The sequence below is a fragment of the Isoptericola sp. NPDC057653 genome, assembly GCF_042799955.1.
Classification (GTDB): domain Bacteria; phylum Actinomycetota; class Actinomycetes; order Actinomycetales; family Cellulomonadaceae; genus Isoptericola.
In genome coordinates, this window is sequence record NZ_JBHVHP010000002.1 from 1171181 (window position 1) to 1190065 (window position 18885).

The following is an 18885-nucleotide window of genomic DNA, read 5'->3' on the forward strand; positions in this document are numbered from 1 at the left end:
AAGGCTCGGTCCGCGAGACGGTTCCGTCCAGTGAGATGCGGTCCTCGACTTGCAATCTCAGTGGGCGAGACGCCAATATCGTCCTATGGACGATACTAGCGGAGTCGGCGTACTGGACAAGGCCGCGTCCGTGCTGGGTGCTCTGGAGGCGGGTCCCGCCACCCTGGCGCAGCTGGTCTCATCGACCGGACTCGCCCGCCCCACGGCGCACCGCCTGGCCGTCGCGCTCGAGCACCACCGGCTCGTGGGCCGAGACATGCAGGGGCGGTTCGTGCTCGGACCGCGCCTCAACGAGCTCGCGACGGCGGCCGGCGAGGACCGGCTCCTCGCCGCGGCCAACCCCGTGCTGACCGCCCTGCGCGACCACACGGGCGAGAGCGCGCAGCTCTACCGGCGCCAGGGCGACCACCGCGTCTGCGTGGCTGCCGCCGAGCGACCGGTCGGCCTGCGCGACTCGATCCCCGTGGGCGCCACGCTCACCATGCACGCGGGCTCCGCGGCGCAGATCCTCCTCGCCTGGGAGGAGCCGGACCGTCTGCACCGCGGCCTGCGCGAGGCGGTCTTCACCGCGACGATCCTGTCCGGCGTGCGCCGCCGTGGGTGGGCGCAGTCGGTGTCCGAGCGCGAGCTCGGCGTCGCGTCGGTGTCCGCGCCCGTGCGCGGGCCGTCGGGGCGGGTCGTGGCGTCGGTGTCCGTCTCGGGCCCGGTCGAGCGGCTCACCCGCCAGCCGGGGCGCCTGCACTCCGCCGCGGTCGTCTCCGCCGCCAACCGGCTCACCGAGGTGCTCCGCCGCGCGGGCGAGTGAGCCCCGCACCCTCCTGACCTCCGCGACGAGGCCACGGGCCCGGCCGCCGCGTACCGACGCGGCGCGCCGGGCCCGGTGCTGTCCGGCCCCGTCCCAGGTCAGTACGCTCCTGGCTGGTGGGGCAACCCTGCCCCGAGACCCGAGAGGCGTGAGGACCTGATGCCCGCGAAGGCCAAGACCCTGCTGATCTGGATCGTGGTGATCTTCCTGATCTTCGCGATCGTGAACGACCCGGACCGAGCCGGCAACATCGTCACCTCGATCTGGGACTTCATCGCCAACACGATCTCCAGCTTCGTGCAGTTCTTCTCCACCATCGCGTCCTGAGCCGACCCATGGTCACCGAGGAGCCCCGGCAGCGCGACGCCGTCCACGCGCACGGGCACCTGCGCCGGTACGTGCTCCCCCGCGAGCACGTCATCGTCGCCACCCGGCGGCACTGGGCCGTCCTCCTCGGGCCGATCGCCCTGACCGTCGGCGCGTTCCTGCTGATCGGCACCATCGTCATGTCCACCCCGGTGGACGTGCGCAGCACCGCGCAGTGGCTGTGGCTGGTCTGGTTCGTCGTCGCGGGGCGCCTCGCCTGGCGGTGCCTCGAGTGGCGCTACGAGTGGTTCGTCGCGACGGACAAGCGGCTCCTGCTGCTGTACGGGCTCGTGGTGCACAAGGTGGCGATGATGCCGCTGAAGAAGGTCACCGACATGGGCTACTCGCGCAGCCCGCTGGGGCAGGTCCTCGGGTACGGCCGGTTCGACATGGAGTCCGCCGGCCAGGACCAGGCGCTGCGCACCATCACGCACGTCCCGCACCCCGACGCCACGTACCGCACGCTGTGCGACACGCTCTTCACCCCCGGCCGCTCGCACGACGACGATGACGACTCGCCGTCGGGCGGGGGGACGCCCGGGGGCCGCGTCCCCGGCGGGCCGACGATCGTCCCGGGCCGCACCGACCCCGAGGGCCCGCGCCCGACGACGCAGCCGATCGCCGTCCAGCCCGCCACCCCGGCGCCGCGGCCGCCCGAGGCGCAGCCGAGCGAGGGCGCGCACCCGGTGACCTGGAAGCCCACCGGCGCGAGCTACCCCCACCCGAGCAGCGACGGCGCGACGGTGCCGGACCCGTTCCTCTAGCGGCGGGCACGGCGGCGGACCCGATCCCGAGACGAGCGACGGCCGGGAACGACGAAGGCCCGGTCCTGTCGGACCGGGCCTCGTGCTCTGTACCCCCAGCGGGATTTGAACCCGCGTTACCGCCGTGAGAGGGCGGCGTCCTAGGCCGCTAGACGATGGGGGCCTGGAACTGGTCCGCGCCGCGAGGCGCTGACCTGGCGATCGACCGGCGACGGTCGACCTGCGTACCCCCAGCGGGATTTGAACCCGCGTTACCGCCGTGAGAGGGCGGCGTCCTAGGCCGCTAGACGATGGGGGCCTATGACTCGACGTCCCGAGGGACTCCGTGCCGTGCGTACCCTTCACGCCGCGTCGGCGAATGAAGAGCGTTGCGCTGGGGTACCAGGACTCGAACCTAGACTAAGAGAATCAGAATCTCTCGTGCTGCCAATTACACCATACCCCAAAGAATCAGACCCTCCGGGCGAATCCGACATCGTCGGAGCGACCGCGTCAGGCCCAACGTCAGAGAACATTACCGGATGCCGGACCGACGTCCAAAACGCGCGTGGGGTGCCGTACGTCACCTCGCGGCGGCCGTCGTGGAAGGCTCGCCCCATGACCTCCACCCCGCCCCCGCCGGCCGTGCCCGACCCGACGCCCGTCGACCCCGCGCAGGTGGCCGACCCCCAGGCGCACGCCGACCGCGCGGCGTCGTTCGAGCGGGACGCGGACGTGTACGCGCAGGTCAGGCCCTCGTACCCGCGGGAGGCCGTCGAGTGGATGCTGCCCGCCCGGCCGCGACGCGTCCTGGACCTCGCCGCGGGCACGGGCAAGCTCACCGAGGTGGCCGCCGAGGTCGCCGGCCCCGGCGCGGAGCTCGTCGCCGTCGACCTCTCCCCCGCCATGCTCCAGGAGCTGTCCGCCCGCCTGCCCGGGGTCACGACGCACCGCGGCACCGCCGAGGACGTCCCGCTGGCGGACGCGTCGGTCGACGCCGTGCTCGTGGGGCAGGCGTGGCACTGGTTCGACGCGACCGCCGCCGCCGCGGAGATCGCCCGCGTGCTGCGCCCCGGGGGCGCCCTCGGCGTCGCGTGGAACGACCGGGACGCCGACGTGGAGTGGGTCGCCCGGTTCGGCGAGATCCTGCACCGGGGGGACCGCCTCGAGCCCGCGGCGGGGAACGACCCGCTGGCCGGGCTCGGCGCGGCGTTCACCGCCGTCGAGGCGCACACGGTCCGCTGGACCGACCGGGTCCCCGCCGGCGCGCTGCGCGTGCTCGCCGGGACGCGCAGCTACCTGCTGACGCTGCCCGACGACGAGCGGGCGGCCCGGCTGGCCGAGGTCGACGCGCTGGTCGCCACCCATCCCGCCCTGGCCCGCCGCACCGAGATCGAGCTGCCCTACGTCACGCACGCCTACCGGGCGACCCGGCGCTGACCTCGCGCCGGGCCGCGCCGGGCCGCTCCGGCCGCTCCGGGCCGCGCCAGGCCGCTCCATGGCCCGGGTCAGCGCGCCCCCGCCACCGCCGCGAGCCGCCGGGCGGGGGCGGAGAGCGCCGCCCCGTCGCGCCACACCACGCGCAGCCGGCGCGAGAGGTCGAGGCGCGAGATCGGCACCGTGACGAGGTGGCCGCCGGCGACCTCGTCGGCCACGGTGAGGGCGGAGAGCACCGTGACGCCCTCCCCGTGGCGCACCGCCGCCTTCACCGCCGCGGTCGACCCGAGCGCGGTGACCTGCGCCGGCAGCCGCACGCCGGCCTGGCCGAGGGCGTCCTCGAGCACGTCGCGGGTGCCCGAGCCGGCCTCCCGCAGCACCAGGCGGCCGCTCACCAGCAGGTCCGGGTCGACCGCACGGCGGCGCGCCCAGGGGTGGGTGGGCGCGACGACGGCGACGAGCTCGTCGTGGGCGACCGTGCGCGACCGCAGCCCGCGCCGCACCGTCGGGCTCTCGACGAACCCGAGCTCCGCGCCCTCGTCGAGCACGAGCTCCATGACCTCGCGCGAGTTGCGCACGACCAGCTCCACCTCGGGCGCCGCGCCGTGCTCGCGCTCGGCGCGCGCGAACGCGGCCAGCCAGCGCGGCGCGAGGTACTCGGCGATCGTCAGGCTCGCCGCCACGCGCAGGCCGGCCACGGGCGCGGACCGCAGCGCCGCGGCGGCGGCCTCGAACCGGTCGACGGCGGCCACGACGTCGCGGGCGGCCTCGGCCACCCGGTGCCCGGCGGCGGTGAGCGCGGTCCCCCGCGGCCCACGGGAGAGGAGCTCGAGGCCGAGCCGGCGCTCGAGCCGGTGCAGCCCGGCCGACGCCGTGGGCTGCGAGACCCCGGCGGCGCGGGCGGCCGCGCTGATCGATCCGTGGGCGTCGAGGGCGACCAGCAGCTCGAGCGCGGCCAGCGGGGGACGTTCTGCCATAGCGCGAGTCTATGGATCGATCGGCACCTGGCGCTTCCGGGGCGCCGCGCGGGTGACGAACCTGGTCCTGTGCCCACCATCCTCGCCGCACCGCGACGCCCCGAGACCCGCGCAGCCGCCACCCGCCTCGCGCCGGGCCTCGTGCTCGCCGCCGTCGCCACCCTCGTCCTGCTCGGCGCCAGCCGGCTCCTCGCCCCCGTGACGGGCGGCGCGGTGTCCCCGCTCGTGCTCGCCCTGCTGGTGGGCGCGGTGGTCGGCTCCGTGCTCGGACGCGTGGTGCCCCGCAGCGGCCGCGCCGCGCGGTTCGCCGAGCGGGTGGGGCCCGGCACGGACTGGACGGCGCGCACCGTGCTGCGCGCCGGCGTCGTGCTGCTCGGCCTCCAGCTCTCCATCCCCGACGTGCTGGCGCTCGGCTGGCGCGGCATCGCCGTCGTGGTCGTCACCGTGACGTGCACGTTCGCCGCGATCCTCGGCCTCGGCCGACTCCTGCGGGTGCCGCGCACCACCTCGCTGCTCGTGGCCACCGGGTTCTCGATCTGCGGCGCCGCGGCCGTCTCCGCGATGACGAGCGTGCTCGAGCGCGACCCGGGCTCCGGCGGCGCCGAGCAGGCCCGCCTGCGCGACGACGTCGCCGCCGCGCTCGCCCTCGTCACCGTCTACGGGACGATCGCGATCTTCGCGCTGCCGCCGCTCGCGAGCGCGCTGGGGCTCACCGACCACCAGGCCGGCCTCTGGATCGGCGCCAGCGTGCAGGAGGTCGCGCAGGTGGTCGCCGCCGCGGGCACCGTCTCGGCCGCGGCGCTGGCCACGGCCACCGTCACCAAGCTGGCGCGCGTCGTGCTGCTCGCGCCGCTCGTGGCCGGCGCCGGCGCGCTGCGGTCGCGGCGCGCGGCCCTCACCGCCCCTCCCGAGGGCGACGCGCCGGGGAGCGACGCTCCCGCGCGCGGTCGGCGGGCGCCCCTCGTCCCCGGGTTCGTGCTCGGGTTCCTCGCCGCGGTGCTGGTCCGCAGCACGGGCCTGCTGCCCGACGTCGTCACGGACACCGCCCAGCAGCTCACGACGATCCTGTTCGTCGCCGCGATGTTCGCCCTCGGCACCGGCGTCGACGTGCCGCGCCTGGCCCGCACCGCCCGCCGGCCGCTCGTGCTCGGCGCGGCGGGCGCCGTCGCCGTCAGCGGAATCGGCCTCGCCGCCGTCCTGCTGCTCGCCCCCTGAGCGACCCTCAGAGGCCGAGGGCCGCCGGCAGCCCGGCGAGGCCCGTCAGGACGACCATGCCGTCGGCGCGCAGCGCGTCCGCGTCCACGTGGTGCTCGTCGTCGCGGCGGGCGCCGGGGCGGTCGAGCCAGACGCCGACGAGGCCGGCGTCGTGAGCGGCGCGGGCGTCGGTGGTGGGCTCGTCGCCCACGTAGGCGGTGCGCGCGACGTCGGTGCCGAGGCGGCGGGCGCCCTCGACGAAGACGTCGGGGTGCGGCTTGCCGTAGCCCAGCGTGTCCACCCCGACGAGGACGGGGACGTCCGCGAGCCCGGCGGCGAGGAGCTTGCGCTCCTGCAGCTCGGTGGCCGCGTTGGTCACCACGCCGACCTCGACGCCCGCGGCGCGCAACGCGGCGAGCGCGGCCGCGGAGTCGTCGAACGCCGACCACGACCGCTCGAAGGTGCCCCAGAACAGGGCGTCCCAGTCGGCGAACGAGGACTCGGTGACCGGCTCCCCGCCGAACGTGCGGTGCAGCAGGTCGGCGCGCAGCCGGCGCTGCGTGAGCGCGTCGGTCTCGCCGCGCGTGTACCGCTTGTAGTGCCCGCCCGGGTCGGAGCGCCAGTGCGCCAGCAGGTCCGGGTACCGGTCCGCCGGGACGTGCGGCAGGTGCTCGACGGCGACCGCCGTCAGCGCCTTGCCGAACGCTCCCTTGGTGTCGACGAGGGTGTCGTCGACGTCGAGCAGGACCCCGTCGACCCGGGCCGTCACGCGGTCGCGCCGTCGGTCGCGGCGGGCGCGGCGTCGGCCTCGCGGGCCAGCCGGGCCAGCGCGGCGTCGACGCGCGCGAGCGTCCGCTCGCGGCCGAGCACCTCGAGCGACTCGAACAGCGGCAGCCCGACGGTGCGGCCGGTGACGGCCACGCGCACCGGCGCCTGCGCCTTGCCCAGCTTGAGGCCGTGCTGCTCGCCCACCGCCGTGACGAGGTCCTTGAGCGGCTCCGCCTCCCACGCCCCGAGGTCCGCGAGCGCCGCGCGGGCGTCCGCCAGCAGCTCGGCGGCGGGGGCCTTCATGGCCTTGGCCCAGGAGCGCTCGTCGCGGGCGGGCTCGTCGAGGAAGAGGAAGTCGACGTTGTCGGTGATGTCGGCTAGCAGCGCCACGCGCGACTGCGCGAGCGGCGCGACGCGTGCGAAGGCCGCGGCGTCGTACTGCTCCTCGGTCCAGGGCGCCTTCGGGGCGTGCAGCCACGGGTCGACGGCGACGACGAAGTCCTCGACGCTCATCGCCCGGATGTACTCGCCGTTGAACGACAGCAGCTTCTTGACGTCGAAGAACGCCGACGCGCTGTTGACGTCCTCGATGCGGAAGCGCTCGACCAGCTCGTCGAACGGGAGGATCTCCTCGTCGTTGCCGGGCGCCCAGCCCAGCAGCATGAGGTAGTTGACCATCGCGTCGGGCAGGTAGCCCTCGGCGAGGTAGTCCTCGAGCGCGACCTTGTCGCGGCGCTTGGAGAGCTTCTGGCGCTTCTCGTTGACGATGACCGGCAGGTGCGCCCACGTGGGCGGCTCGGCGCCGAGGGCCTCCCACAGCAGCTGCTGCTTGGGCGTGTTCGGCAGGTGCTCCTCGCCGCGGATGACGTGGGTGATGCCCTCGTCCATGTCGTCGACGACGTTCGCGAGCAGGAAGACGGGCGAGCCGTCCCCGCGCGCGACGACGAAGTCCTCCATCGCCGAGTTCGGGAACGTGGGGTTGCCGCGGATGAGGTCGACGACCGGCGTCTCGCCCTCGTCGGGGGTGCGGAAGCGCAGCGCGCGGCCCGGCTCGTACGTCAGGCCGCGGTCGCGGCAGTGGCCGTCGTAGCCGGAGTGCGGGTTGCCCGTGCGGGCCGCGACGTCGTCGCGCGTGCAGTCGCAGTAGTACGCGCGGCCGGCCTCGTACAGGCGGGCGGAGGCCTCGCGGTGCTTCTCCACGTTCTGCGACTGGAAGTACGGGCCCTCGAACGTCGGGTCCTCGGCGTGCATGCCGAGCGCCGCGAGGGCGTTCAGGATGCCGTCGACCCACTCGGGCTTGTTGCGCGCCGCGTCGGTGTCCTCGACGCGCAGCACGAAGATGCCGCCCTGCCGCTTGGCGACCGCCCAGTTGAACAGCGCCGAGCGGGCGCCGCCCACGTGGAACATGCCCGTCGGCGACGGGGCGAAGCGGACACGGACGTCGGAGGAGCCTGCAGCGGGGATCACGGGACCAGCGTAGTTGTCCCCCGCCGCCGGACGGCATCGACGCCCGCCCGCCGCCGGACGGCGGCCCACGCGACGTCCGATTCCCGCCGGACGGCGGCGCGCGCCCCACCTAGCGTCGTGCCCATGACCAGCACCGCGACCACGGAGCCCACGACCACGGAGCCCACGACCACGGAGCCCACGACTCCCACCGCGCCCGGCGCCAGCCGCCACGTCGTCGTCGACCCGGCGATCCTGTACTTCGGCACGCCCGTCGTGCTGCTGAGCTCGACCAACGAGGACGGCACCACGAACCTCATGCCGATGTCGTCGGTCTTCTGGCTGGGCCGCAGCGCGGTGCTCGGCATCGGCGCGCGCAGCCAGACGGCCCGCAACCTGCGCCGGCACCCGGAGGTCGTGCTCAACCTCGCCTCGCCGGACGTCGTCGAGCACGTCGACCGGCTGGCCCTCACGACCGGGCGGGCGGACGTCTCGCCCTGGAAGGCCCGCGCGGGCTACGTCTACGCGCCCGACAAGTTCGCCGTAGCAGGGCTGACGCCGCTGGAGTCGGCGACGGTACGGCCCCAGCGCGTCGCCGAGTGCCAGGTGCACCTGGAGGCCGTGGTGCGGCGCGTCCACCCGCTCGGCGGCCCCGCGGACGCGGGGCCGGGGACCGGGGACGCCGCCCGGCAGCTCGCCGTCGAGGCGGAGGTGACGCGCGTCTGGGTCGACCCGGCGATCCGGCTCGCGGGCCACGCCGACCGGATCGACCCCGACCTCTGGCGGCCGCTCGTCATGAGCTTCCAGCGGTTCTACGGCCTGGGCGGCCAGGTGCACCCGTCGCGCCTCGCGGGGATCGACGAGGACCGTTACCGCGAGCCGCGCGCCAGCGCCCCGCGCTGACCCCGGGCCGACCGGCGGTCACGCCCCGACGAAGCTCACCGTCTCGCCCAGGCGGGCGCGCCCGGTGCGGAGCCGGTGCACGCCCTCCTGCTCGTACCCGACGGAGACGCCGCACAGCAGCACGTGCCCCTCGTCGGCGCCGACGATCTCGCCCACGGTGGTGCGGTACATGGTCCACATCACCTGGGGGCAGCTGTGCACCCCCTCCGCCCGCAGCAGCAGCATGACGGTCTGCAGGTACATCCCCGCGTCCGCCCACTGCCCCGGGCCCATCGACCGGTCGAGGTAGCAGAACAGCACGGCCGGCGCGCCGAACGCCCCCGAGTTCAGCGTGGCGATCTTGCGGGGCCGGTCGGGGTCGTCGCGCTCGATGCCCAGCGCCTCGTACCGCTGGGCGGCCGCGGCGGCGAAGCGGTCCGCGTACGGGGAGGCCAGCCCGTCCGGGTACATCGGGTACTCCCGCTCGTCGCCCGGGTCGCCCGCGAGGGCCCGGGCGGTGGCGCGCCGCTTCAGCTCGGCGAGCGGCTCCCCGGTCACGACGTAGACGTGCCACGGCTGGAGGTTCCCGCTCGACGGCGCCCGGGTGGCCGCGGTCAGCACGCGGTCGAGCACCTCCCGGGGCACCGGCTCCGGGCTGAACGCCCGCACCGCCCGGCGGCTGTCCACGGCCTCGTACACGTCCACGCGTCGTCGTCCTCTCAGTCGCTGGCCGGCGGCACGGCCGCCCGCGCTGTCATCGCGGGCCCGAGCCCCGCACGCGGGCCACGGCGAGCCCGACCATGGTCGCGAGGTCCGGCTCCGGCAGGTCGTCGACGGGCCACCAGCGCACGTCGAGCGACTCGTCGCTCACGGCGTGCCGCGCGCCCGCGGGCGCGACGGCGACGAAGCGCACGTCGAGGTGGTGCGCGTCGCCGCCGGGGCCGCAGAACGGCACGGCGTGCTCGTCGAGGTGCACGGGCACGGGGTCGAGGTCGACGTCCAGGCCCGACTCCTCCGAGGCCTCGCGACGCGCGGCGGCGAGGAGGGTCGCGTCGCCCGGCTCGACGTGCCCGCCGAGCTGGAACCAGCGGCCCGCCTTGGCGTGCAGGGTCAGCAGCACGCGCGAGGCGTCGGGCGACAGCACCACGGTGGACGCGGTGACGTGGTCCGGGCGGCAGGATCGCAGCACGCCGTCCGGGTGGGCGTCGAGGTGCGCCACGAAGCGGTCGCGCAGCGCGCGCTGCCCGTCGTCGCCGGCGGGCGTCCGCCGCAGCACCGCGCGGGCGTCGGCGTGCAGGCCGGCGGTCGAGGAGACGTCGGTCGCGGGCACCTCAGTCGCGCCGGAACACGGGGTTGGCGAGGACGCCGATGCCCTCGACCTCGCACTCGACGTGGTCGCCGTGGTCGATGCGGCCCACGCCGGCGGGCGTGCCCGTGAGGATCACGTCGCCCGGCAGCAGGGTCATCGCCTTGCTGATGTACGACACGAGGAACGGCACGTCGAAGACCATGTCGGAGGTGCGGCCGTCCTGCTTGAGCTCGCCGTTGACGCGCGATCGCACCGCGACGTCCTCCGGGTCCAGGTCCGTGTCGATCCACGGGCCCAGCGGGCACGAGGTGTCGAAGCCCTTGGCGCGTGCCCACTGCCCGTCGGTGCGCTGCGCGTCGCGCGCGGTGACGTCGTTCGCGACGGTGTAGCCCAGCACGTAGGACCGCACGTTCTCCGGCTCCACGTCCTTGCACACCTTGGAGATCACGACGGCGAGCTCGGCCTCGTAGCTGACCTCGCGGGTGAACTCCGGCAGCACGACCGGGTCGTCCGGGCCGACGACGGCGGTGTTCGGCTTGAAGAACAGCAGCGGCGACGCGGGGACCTCGCCGCCCATCTCCTTGGCGTGGTCGGCGTAGTTCTTGCCCACCGCCACGACCTTCGACCGCGGGATCACCGGGGCCAGCAGCCGGACGCCGTCGCCCAGCTCGATCCGCTCCCCCGTCGGCATCGCCGGCATGTAGAGCGGGTCGCCGCCGAGGACGGCGAGGTAGGTGCGGTCGCCCTCCTGCTGGACGAGGGCGAAGCGGGGGTCGTCTCCGGTGGTGAATCTCGCGATGCGCACGCGCCCAGGTTACGCGGGGCGCGTGCGCGGCACCGTCAGGCGCGGGCCAGGACCTCGCCGTGCAGGATGGCGAACCAGCCGTCGGGCGCCTGCGCCCACGCCTGCCAGTCCTGCGCGATCTGCTCGAGCGCGACGTCGTCGGCGAGCCCGGACTCCTTGGCCTGGACCGCGAAGTTCGACTCCACGCACCGCTCGGCCCACAGCTCGCCCCACCACTGCCGGTCCGTGGGGGTGGCGTAGCACCACGACGACGCCGACGGGACGATGCCGTCCATCCCGGCCTCCTGCACCCACGACATGAGGCGGCGGCCGGCGTCCGGCTCGAAGCCGTACGCGTGCGTGACCTCGTGGTAGAGCTCGTTCCACTCGGTGAGCCCGGGCGTCTCCGGGTACCAGGCCATGCCCGCGTAGTCGGCGTCGCGCACGGCGACCATGCCGCCCGGCTTCGCCACGCGCTTCATCTCGCGCAGGGCCGCGACCGGGTCCGACAGGTGCTGCAGCAGCTGGTGCGCGTACACGACGTCGAAGGTGTCGTCCGCGAAGGGCAGCTCGTAGGCGTTCGCCTGCTCGAACCGCACGTTGGTGTAGCCGAGCGCCTCGGCGTGCTCCCGCGCGGCCTCGAGGACGTGCGGGCTCGCGTCGACGCCGACGACCTCGCCGCCGGCGAGGATGCGGCCGAGGTCCGCGGTCACCGTGCCCGGGCCGCAGCCGACGTCCAGCAGGGACATGTCGTCGCGCAGGTGCGGCACGAGGAAGCCGGCCGAGTTCTGCGCGGTGCGGCTCCGGTGGGAGCGCAGCACGGACTCGTGGTGGCCGTGCGTGTACGACTCCGACTCCTTGCTGGGCACGGTGTGATGGGTGCTCGGGGCCTCGATCGCGTCGTTGAGGTCGGCACCGGCAGGTTCGGGGGTGCCCTCGGGTGTGGGCTCCGTGCGCAGGTCGCTCATGGTCCCTACCGTAGTGACCGCGAGGCCCGCAAGCCCCGGTGTTCTCACGCTCCGGGACGCCACGCGTCACGCGCGGTGGCATCATCGCGCCATGACCGCGGTCACGGGCGTGCCGCCCTCCCGCCTCCGCGCGCTGCTGAGCGCGGGACGGCACCGCCTCGCCGGCGGCCCCGGGCGCGTCCCGGGGGTCGACGTCGCCCGCGGCATCGCCGTGCTCGGCATGTTCACCGCCCACGTCGGCGTGACCACCCCCGACGCCGGCCCGGCCTGGTGGCTGCTCGACCTCTCGCACGGCCGCTCGTCGATCCTGTTCGCGGTGGTGGCCGGCATCTCCGTCGCGATCGTCTCGGGCGGACCCCGCCCGCTCGACGGCGACCCCCTCCGACGTGCCCGGCTCCGGCTGTTCGTGCGGGCGGCGCTGCTGCTCGCCGTCGCCGGCCTGCTCGACCTCCTCGGCACCCGCGTCGCCTTGATCCTCGGCTTCTACGCGTGCTTCTTCGTGCTCGCGCTGCCCTTCCTGCGGTGGCGGCCGCCGCGGCTCGCGGCGCTCGCCGGCGTCGTCGCGCTCGTCGGGCCGCTCCTGGCCTACTGGGGGCCCGAGGCGATCGCCCGGGCCGGGCTGCGCGCACCGCGCGACGGCTCCGGCGCGGTGACCGACTTCCTGCTCACCGGCACGTACCCGGGCGTCGTCTGGATGGCGTACGTGCTCGCCGGGATGGCGATCGGGCGCTGCGACCTGCGCTCTCCGCGCCTGCGCCGCGGCCTGCTGGCCTGCGGGCTCGCCGCGTGGGGCGCGTTCTCCCTGCTCTCCGGTGCGCTGGTCGGAGCCGCCGGCGGGGACGAGGTGGTCCGTGGGCTGACCCTCGCGCGGCAGTCGGTCGACACCGTGCCGTTCGCGTGGGACGACCCGTGGCCGGGGGTGGCCGGGCTCTTCCTCGGCGGCCCGCACGACGACACGACCCTCGAGGTGCTCGCGTCCGGCGGGTTCGCGGTCGCCGTCGTCGGCCTGTGCCTCCACGTGGGGCGCGTGGGCCGGTGGGTGCTGGCGCCGCTGGCCGCCGTCGGGTCGATGGCGCTCACCGTCTACTCGCTGCAGATCGTGGCGATCTGGCACTGGGACCTGCTGGGGTCCACCACGAACGGCCCGCTCCTCGTGCTGGTGCTGGTCACGCTCGTCGCGGCGACGGCGTGGCGGTTCCTGCTGGGCCGGGGACCCCTCGAGCGCGCGGTCGGCGCGGTCAGCGACCGGGTCGCGGCGCCGCCACGCGGGTCGTGATCCCGGCGGGATGCCGCTCCAGCGCGGCGAGCACGTCCACCGCGTCGAAGGCCTCCGCGGGCGCGGCGGCGCCGGGACCGCGGTGGCGCCCGTCCAGGAGCCTGGCGGCGCCCTCCGCGACGATCGGGCCGGACACGGCGTAGATGTCCCGGCCCGCCGCGGCGAGGCGGTGCGTCGTCCCGCCGCGCCGCACGGCGACGTCCACGACGAACCGCTGCGCCGACCGGTCACCGCCGGGCGGGGGCGGGGTCGACTCGTCGCGGAGCTCGTCGAGCGAGGCCGTGCTCAGGTACGACGTGAGGTCGCCGACGCCGAGGTGGCGGGTGATCGTCACCACCTCGGAGAACGGCAGCTCGACCACCGGCAGCTCGTCCAGCGGCTCTGGGAACGCCCACGTGCCCGTCGGCGCGGGGCTGGCCAGGGGCACGAGGCGCCCGTCGCGCACCACCAGCCGCGTCGCGGTGTTCCGCTCCCCCGTGACCCGGGTTCCGGCCGTGGGCCACCAGTGGTCCAGCCCGACGGCGACCTCGACGGCGTCGGCCTCGGACGCGCCGTCGAGCGCCGCGGTCACGAGCAGGTCGGCGAGGCCGCCGTAGAACGCCATGGCGGGCACGACGGCGACGCCCGCGGCGCGGGCGGGGGCGTCGAGCTCGCGGTAGAGCAGCCGGACGGCCGGCTGCTCGGCGGTCACGTCGAGGTAGTGCGCGCCGGCCGCGACCGCCGCGCCCGCCAGCGGCAGCGCGGTGTCGAGGAACGGCCCCGCGCAGTTCACCATGACCCCCACGCCGTCGAGGGCGGCCCGCAGCGGGCCGGCCTCGTCGACGCCGACGACCCGACGCTCCAGGCCCGGGTGCCGCGCCGCGACGCCCTCGAGCCGCTCGGCACCGCGCCCGGCCAGCACGGGCGTCAGCCCGCGCCGCACCAGCTCGTCGACGACGAAGCCGCCCGTGTGCCCGCCGGCGCCGTAGACCATCACTGCCTCACGTGTCTGCATGTCTCGATCCTGGCCGCCGGGCCGCGCGCCGACGAGCGTCTCGAACGACGTCGTGCGTACAGTTTCGGACATGCCCCGGATCGCCCTGGCCATGCACGGCACCGCGATGCTGTACGAGGTGGCGATCGCCGCCGAGATCCTCGGCGTCGACCGCGGAGAGCTCGCGCCGGGCGGCACCTGGTACGACTTCGTGGCCTGCACGCCCGACGGCGCGCCCCACCCCTGGCTCCCCGGGGCGCCGACCGCCCCGTACTCCGAGCTGTCCCGGGTCGACCGCGTCGTCGTCCCGTCGACCGACGACCCCGAGGCCGACCCCGCCCCCGCGCTGGTCGACGCGCTCCGCGAGGCGCACCGCCACGGCGTCGCGGTCGCCGCGCTGTGCACCGGTGCCTTCGTCCTGGCGGCCGCCGGGCTGCTCGACGGCCGGGCCGCGGCCACGCACTGGATGCACGCCGACGACCTCGCCCGCCGCTACCCGCAGGTGGAGGTGCGCGCGGACGTCCTGTACGTCGACGACGGCGACGTGCTGACCTCCGCGGGCAAGACCGCCGCGCTCGACCTGTGCCTCCACCTCGTGCGGCGCGACCTCGGCGCCACGGCCGCCAACGGCATCGCGCGCCGGCTGGTCGTCCCGTCGCACCGCAGCGGCGGCCAGGCCCAGTTCGTCGCCGCGCCGCCCGAGCCGCGCACCGGCTCCGGGCTCGCCCCCACGCTGGAGTGGGCCCGGGCCCGCCTCGACCGGCCGCTGACCGTGGCCGACCTCGCCGGGCACGCCGGCCTCAGCACCCGGCAGCTCGCCCGCCGCATGGGCGCCGAGGTCGGCACCGGTCCGCTCGACTGGCTGCACCAGCAGCGGGTCGCGCGGGCGCAGGAGCTCCTCGAGCGCACCGACGCGTCCGTCGAGCGCGTCGCGGCCGGCTCCGGGCTCGGCACGGCCGCCACGCTGCGCCGGCACTTCCACCGCGTCGTCGGGGTCTCTCCCGCCGCCTACCGGGCAGCGTTCCGGCTGCGCTGAGGCCCGCCGGGCACGGTCGTCGCGCCCACGACGGCGCCCTGCCCGGCGCCCGCCCCGTCGTCCGGCCCACGGTCCGCCGAGGACGGCGCGAACACCACCTGGCGCTGCACCGTCCAGCTCGCGAGGAACAGCGCGGCGTCCGTGAGCGCCTTCGCCACGAGCAGCGGGACGCCGAGCGTGCCGTGCAGGGCGTCGAGCAGGCCGTAGTTCGCGGCGAGCAGGAGCAGCGCCAGGGCCGCGTACCGCGCGGCGGACCCCCGCACCGGGGCAGGCCGCGAGCGCCCGAAGACGAGGGCGCGGTTCACCCCGAAGTTCACGGCCGCGCTGAGCACCCGGGCGCCCACGACCGCGAGCGCCAGGATCCCCGTGGCCGCCTGCAGGGCGAGGAGCGCCGCCGCGTCGACGCCGAAGGCCAGCAGGCCCGAGGCGGCGAACGCGAGCAGCGGCGCCATCACGACCAGAGAGTCGCGCACCGGGCGGAAGTGGGACGACGCGTTGTCGTCGACGTAGACCGTCTCCACCGGCACGCCCGCGACGACCGCACCGCGCGCCGACGCCTCCAGCAGCACGCGCAGCTCGTACTCGTAGCGGTCGCCGGGCACGTCGAGCAGCCACGGGAGCGTCCCGGCGGCGAGGCCGCGCAGGCCTGTCTGGCTGTCGCGCACGGGCAGCCCCGTCGCCGTGCGCACGGCGGCGCCGCTCAGCGCGTTGCCCACGCGGCTGCGCAGCGGCACCCCCGCCCCGGTGAGGTCGCGCTCCCCCACGACGACGTCCGCTCCCCCGGCGGACAGCCGGTCCGCGACGGCGCGCACGCTCGCGGGCGTGTGCTGCCCGTCGGCGTCCGCGGTGACGACGTCGCGCCCGGGGTGGCGCTCGCGGGCGTGGGCGAACGCCGTCCGCAGCGCGACGCCCTTGCCCCGGTTGCGGTCGTGGCGCAGCACCTCGGCGCCGAGCGCGGCGGCCGCGTCGAAGACCGCGGCGTGCGCGGGGCCGGAGCCGTCGTCGACGACGAGGACGTCGGGCAGCCCCCGCTCGGCGAGGTCGCGCACGAGGGCCGGCAGGGCGCCGTCGGGCCGGTAGGCGGGGACCACGACGAGGGGCGTCCGCCGGTGCGGGGTCGACGGCGGCCCGCTCGCGGTGCCGGTCATCGCGCCACGTAGAGGATGTCGGAGGTGCCGCGCTCGCCGCCGTTCGACGGCCGGTTCACGACCTCGCCGTCGAACCACAGGGTCGACGAGCCGCCGCCGTCCAGGTTGTACGCCGTGACGGCGCCCTCGTCGACCATGATCTGTGCCAGCCCGGTCATGGTGACGCCACGGCTGTAGCCGGTGTCGCGGCCGTCGACGACGACGATGACGAGGTTCCCGTCCTCGTCCACGCCGATCGCGGTGCGGGGCTGCTCGCCCTGGATCGAGTGGTTGCCGACGTTGGTGTCGACCTCGACGTCCTCGATGCCGTCGACCACCTGGCCGTCCTCCACCACCGCCGGCCCGAACGACAGCGTGTTCCACACGCCGTCGGCGACGAGCTCGTCCGCCGTGGTGGCGGTCTCGTCGTACACCTCGACGCGGCCGTCGGTGTAGAAGGCGAGGCCCTCCCGGGCGCCCTCGTCGCGGTAGACGACGCCGTTGCGGATGACGATGCCGGTGTCGCGGAAGCCGTAGTAGTCGCCGTTGACGGCGAGGATCGCGTCGTTGTCCTCCGCGATCTCGCTGGTGCGCTCGGTGATGTTGGTGCCGAACTTGTCCTGCGCGAACGCCGAGCGCAGCTGCGTCGCGTCGTCGAGCGCCACGTGGGCCACGTAGTACGTGACGGTGTCGTCACCGCTGCCCTGCGTGACGGTGTCGAGCGAGACGGACGTGTCGTCCGACGTGTAGCCGTCGGCGGTGACCGTGCCGGCGTCGCCGGAGCCGTCCTCCGAGGACGAGGCGGACGACGAGGACGCCGACGACGACGACTGCGCCGCCTCGTAGGCGGAGACGTCGTCGATCTGGACGTGCTCGATCAGGAAGCGGTTGGCCGCCCACGCGGTGACGCCGCCGACGGGCAGCAGCAGCGCCAGCGTCGCGACGAGGACCATGAGGCGCCGTGGGCGGCGCGGGCGTGCCGTGGGCTCGGTGGGCTCGGTGGGGTCGGTGGGGTTCTCGGGATCGTCGGGTCGGGTCATGCCGATCATGGAAGACGGCGGACCTGCGACGAGCGTCGGCGCACGCTGTCGACCGCCCGGGAACGCTGACCGTCACCTGGGCGCTCCGTGGACGCCGTGCCCGGCGGCCGGGATGATCGGGCCGTGACGACGGACGACCTGGTGCGAGCGGCGGCGCGGAACAACGCCGCGTGGTGCGCGACGATGGCCGGGGCCCACGGGATCTCCGGCCGGACCCGCCGGCAGGCCTGGGCGAGCCCCGTCCGGACGCCCCCGCTGTACCCGGACGCCGTCACGCTGGTGCCCGGGGCGGACGCCGCGGCCCTGGTCGACCGGATCGACACCCGCTCGCCGGGCGCCTCGGTCAAGGACAGCTTCGCCGACCTCGACCTGTCCGCCGCGACCCCGCAGGGTGCCGCGTTCGAGGTGGCGTTCGACGCGAGCTGGATCCACCGGCCGCCGGCCTCTGCTCCCGGGGCACCGATGCCCGGCGTGGAGTGGGCCACGGTCACCGACGCCGCGGCGCTGCGTACGTGGGCGGGCGCCTGGGACCAGGGCGGGGGTCGTGCGTGGGTCTTCCGCCCGGAGCTCCTGGGCGACCCGTCGACGACGGTCCTCGCCGGCCGGACCGGCGCGGGTGCGGTCGTCGCCGGGGCGGTCGCGACCCGCACCGACGGCGTCGTCGGGGTCTCGAACGTCTTCGCCGTCCCCGGGACCCCGGGGTCGGTCTGGCACGGGGTGCTGGGGGCCGTGGGCCACCTCTTCCCGGGGGTGCCGGTGGTCGGCTACGAGTGCGGCGACGACCTCGAGGCCGCGCTGCGGCACGGCTTCGAGGTCGTCGGCCCGTTGCGCGTGTGGGTCGCGGCCTCGCCTACAGGGTGACCGTGCCCGCGATCGTCGTGACGGCGGCGCCCCCGACCCACACCTCGCCGTCGGCGTCGCGGTGCACGTGCACCCGGCCCCGGCGGCCGAGGGCGGTGCCCTGCGACGCGACGTACGAGGTGGGCAGGTAGTCCCCCGCGAGCCACTGGCCGAGACCGGCGTTGAGGCTGCCGGTCACCGGGTCCTCCGGCACGCCGATGCCGGGCACGAACGCGCGCACCTCGACCGCGGCGTCGGACTCGCCGGGCGCGTACGGGCCCACGAGGCCGATCTTGAGGCCGCCGAACGACGCGAGGTCCGGGTCGACGGCGAGCACGGCCGCGGCGTCCCGCAGGCGCGCCGCCACCCAGCCGGGGCCGTTGTCCACCCAGGCCGCGTCCTCGACGTCGGCCACCGCGACGCGCAGGGACCGCGCGATCCGCGCGAGGTCCTCCGGCGCGACGGGACCCGAGCGGCGCAGCGGCGGGGCCGCGAACGCGAGCCGCCCGCCCTCGCCGCCGCCGTCGCGCCGCACCGTCACCAGGCCGACACCGCACTCCTGGACCACGAGGCCCGCGGACCGCGGGGCGCCGCCCGCCTCGAGCCACGCGTGGGCGGAGCCGAGCGTCGGGTGGCCGGCGAACGGCAGCTCCCCGCCGGGCGTCCAGATCCGCACGCGGTAGTCGGCCCCGGGGTCGGTGGGGCGCAGCAGGAACGTGGTCTCGGACAGGTTGGTCCAGCGGGCGAACGCGGCCATCTGGTCGTCGGTGAGGTCGTCGGCGTCGTGCACCACCGCGAGCGGGTTGCCCGTGAGCGGGCCCGTGGCGAAGACGTCGACCTGGCGGAATCCGAGGGTGTGCGGCACGAGTCACACGCTAACCCCGGCCGGGGGCGGGTCGCCGCGCTCGTACCCT

At 75.8% G+C, this 18885-nt stretch carries 20 protein-coding genes and 3 tRNA genes; 9 read left to right on the plus strand and 14 right to left on the minus strand.

The annotated features are described in order from the left end of the window. Window positions 1-85 precede the first annotated feature (85 nt). The 3 genes from ACFU9A_RS16565 to ACFU9A_RS16575 all read left to right on the plus strand — a co-directional run bounded on the left by ACFU9A_RS16565 (window position 86) and on the right by ACFU9A_RS16575 (window position 1935). Entirely contained in the window at window positions 86-805 is a 720-nt protein-coding gene (locus ACFU9A_RS16565; RefSeq protein ID WP_079574616.1) for an IclR family transcriptional regulator, read from the plus strand. Window positions 806-964: 159 nt separating this feature from the next. After that, window positions 965-1132 carry a hypothetical protein gene (locus ACFU9A_RS16570; protein WP_380320620.1) on the plus strand — a complete coding sequence of 56 codons (168 nt, stop codon included), beginning with the start codon at window positions 965-967 and terminating at the stop codon, window positions 1130-1132. Between the two features lie 8 nt (window positions 1133-1140). Continuing rightward, window positions 1141-1935 carry a PH domain-containing protein gene (locus tag ACFU9A_RS16575; RefSeq protein ID WP_430576372.1) on the plus strand — a complete coding sequence of 265 codons (795 nt, stop codon included), beginning with the start codon at window positions 1141-1143 and terminating at the stop codon, window positions 1933-1935. A gap of 90 nt (window positions 1936-2025) precedes the next feature. On the opposite strand, the gene ACFU9A_RS16580 is transcribed toward ACFU9A_RS16575, so the two are convergent. The 3 genes from ACFU9A_RS16580 to ACFU9A_RS16590 form a co-directional block, all read right to left on the minus strand. Further along, window positions 2026-2098: transfer RNA gene (locus ACFU9A_RS16580), tRNA-Glu, on the minus strand. A 62-nt stretch (window positions 2099-2160) separates the two neighbouring features. Continuing rightward, window positions 2161-2233: transfer RNA gene (locus ACFU9A_RS16585), tRNA-Glu, on the minus strand. Between the two features lie 75 nt (window positions 2234-2308). Continuing rightward, window positions 2309-2380 (minus strand) — tRNA-Gln (locus ACFU9A_RS16590). A 152-nt stretch (window positions 2381-2532) separates the two neighbouring features. Here ACFU9A_RS16590 and ACFU9A_RS16595 point away from each other — a divergent pair. Beyond that, window positions 2533-3354, plus strand: a complete 822-nt coding sequence (locus tag ACFU9A_RS16595) for a class I SAM-dependent methyltransferase (RefSeq protein WP_430576373.1) — start codon at window positions 2533-2535, stop codon at window positions 3352-3354. A 68-nt stretch (window positions 3355-3422) separates the two neighbouring features. On the opposite strand, the gene ACFU9A_RS16600 is transcribed toward ACFU9A_RS16595, so the two are convergent. After that, window positions 3423-4328 carry a LysR substrate-binding domain-containing protein gene (locus ACFU9A_RS16600; RefSeq protein WP_430576374.1) on the minus strand — a complete coding sequence of 302 codons (906 nt, stop codon included), beginning with the start codon at window positions 4326-4328 and terminating at the stop codon, window positions 3423-3425. 69 nt (window positions 4329-4397) lie between these two features. On the opposite strand from ACFU9A_RS16600, the gene ACFU9A_RS16605 reads away from it, so the two are divergent. After that, entirely contained in the window at window positions 4398-5543 is a 1146-nt protein-coding gene (locus ACFU9A_RS16605) for a YeiH family protein (RefSeq protein WP_430576375.1), read from the plus strand. A gap of 7 nt (window positions 5544-5550) precedes the next feature. Here the strand turns inward: ACFU9A_RS16605 and ACFU9A_RS16610 are convergent, their stop codons facing one another. Both ACFU9A_RS16610 and gltX read right to left on the minus strand, forming a co-directional pair. Then, the gene (locus ACFU9A_RS16610) at window positions 5551-6291 is read right to left on the minus strand and encodes an HAD family hydrolase (protein ID WP_430576376.1); all 741 of its coding nucleotides are present in this window, start codon (window positions 6289-6291) and stop codon (window positions 5551-5553) included. Further along, entirely contained in the window at window positions 6288-7757 is a 1470-nt protein-coding gene (gltX, locus tag ACFU9A_RS16615; RefSeq protein WP_430576377.1) for a glutamate--tRNA ligase, read from the minus strand. Before gltX ends, ACFU9A_RS16610 begins: the two co-directional genes overlap by 4 nt. 123 nt (window positions 7758-7880) lie before the next feature. On the opposite strand from gltX, the gene ACFU9A_RS16620 reads away from it, so the two are divergent. Continuing rightward, entirely contained in the window at window positions 7881-8639 is a 759-nt protein-coding gene (locus tag ACFU9A_RS16620; protein WP_430576378.1) for a flavin reductase family protein, read from the plus strand. Between the two features lie 18 nt (window positions 8640-8657). Here the strand turns inward: ACFU9A_RS16620 and ACFU9A_RS16625 are convergent, their stop codons facing one another. The 4 genes from ACFU9A_RS16625 to ACFU9A_RS16640 are packed head-to-tail and all read right to left on the minus strand — an operon-like array spanning window position 8658 to window position 11679. Further along, window positions 8658-9323, minus strand: coding sequence for a nitroreductase (locus tag ACFU9A_RS16625; RefSeq protein ID WP_430576379.1), 666 nt, complete (start codon window positions 9321-9323; stop codon window positions 8658-8660). A 49-nt stretch (window positions 9324-9372) separates the two neighbouring features. Then, window positions 9373-9948 (minus strand): NUDIX hydrolase, encoded by a 576-nt coding sequence (locus ACFU9A_RS16630; protein WP_430576380.1) that lies wholly within the window; start codon window positions 9946-9948, stop codon window positions 9373-9375. 1 nt (window position 9949) lies between these two features. Continuing rightward, complete coding sequence (locus ACFU9A_RS16635) at window positions 9950-10732, minus strand: fumarylacetoacetate hydrolase family protein (protein ID WP_430576381.1); 783 nt, start codon at window positions 10730-10732, stop codon at window positions 9950-9952. A gap of 35 nt (window positions 10733-10767) precedes the next feature. After that, window positions 10768-11679 carry a class I SAM-dependent methyltransferase gene (locus ACFU9A_RS16640; protein WP_430576382.1) on the minus strand — a complete coding sequence of 304 codons (912 nt, stop codon included), beginning with the start codon at window positions 11677-11679 and terminating at the stop codon, window positions 10768-10770. A 91-nt stretch (window positions 11680-11770) separates the two neighbouring features. On the opposite strand from ACFU9A_RS16640, the gene ACFU9A_RS16645 reads away from it, so the two are divergent. Next, window positions 11771-12955, plus strand: a complete 1185-nt coding sequence (locus ACFU9A_RS16645; RefSeq protein WP_430576383.1) for a heparan-alpha-glucosaminide N-acetyltransferase domain-containing protein — start codon at window positions 11771-11773, stop codon at window positions 12953-12955. Here the strand turns inward: ACFU9A_RS16645 and ACFU9A_RS16650 are convergent. Next, window positions 12918-13949 (minus strand): saccharopine dehydrogenase NADP-binding domain-containing protein, encoded by a 1032-nt coding sequence (locus ACFU9A_RS16650; protein WP_430576384.1) that lies wholly within the window; start codon window positions 13947-13949, stop codon window positions 12918-12920. The genes ACFU9A_RS16645 and ACFU9A_RS16650 overlap by 38 nt on opposite strands. Before the next feature lie 70 nt (window positions 13950-14019). Between ACFU9A_RS16650 and ACFU9A_RS16655 the strand changes: the two genes are divergently transcribed. Continuing rightward, on the plus strand, window positions 14020-14964 hold the full coding sequence (locus ACFU9A_RS16655; RefSeq protein WP_430576385.1) for a GlxA family transcriptional regulator: 945 nt from the start codon (window positions 14020-14022) through the stop codon (window positions 14962-14964). Here ACFU9A_RS16655 and ACFU9A_RS16660 read toward each other — a convergent pair. Together ACFU9A_RS16660 and ACFU9A_RS16665 are read right to left on the minus strand one after the other, a co-directional pair. Next, window positions 14937-16112, minus strand: coding sequence for a glycosyltransferase (locus ACFU9A_RS16660; RefSeq protein ID WP_430576386.1), 1176 nt, complete (start codon window positions 16110-16112; stop codon window positions 14937-14939). The two genes, ACFU9A_RS16655 and ACFU9A_RS16660, sit on opposite strands and share 28 nt — an antisense overlap. Further along, window positions 16109-17140, minus strand: a complete 1032-nt coding sequence (locus tag ACFU9A_RS16665; RefSeq protein WP_430576387.1) for a phosphodiester glycosidase family protein — start codon at window positions 17138-17140, stop codon at window positions 16109-16111. The genes ACFU9A_RS16660 and ACFU9A_RS16665 overlap by 4 nt, the downstream gene beginning before the upstream one ends. A 114-nt stretch (window positions 17141-17254) precedes the next feature. Between ACFU9A_RS16665 and ACFU9A_RS16670 the strand changes: the two genes are divergently transcribed. Further along, on the plus strand, window positions 17255-17992 hold the full coding sequence (locus tag ACFU9A_RS16670) for a hypothetical protein (RefSeq protein ID WP_430576388.1): 738 nt from the start codon (window positions 17255-17257) through the stop codon (window positions 17990-17992). Here the strand turns inward: ACFU9A_RS16670 and ACFU9A_RS16675 are convergent. Then, on the minus strand, window positions 17982-18836 hold the full coding sequence (locus ACFU9A_RS16675) for a PhzF family phenazine biosynthesis protein (RefSeq protein WP_430576389.1): 855 nt from the start codon (window positions 18834-18836) through the stop codon (window positions 17982-17984). The genes ACFU9A_RS16670 and ACFU9A_RS16675 overlap by 11 nt on opposite strands. Window positions 18837-18885 lie beyond the last annotated feature (49 nt).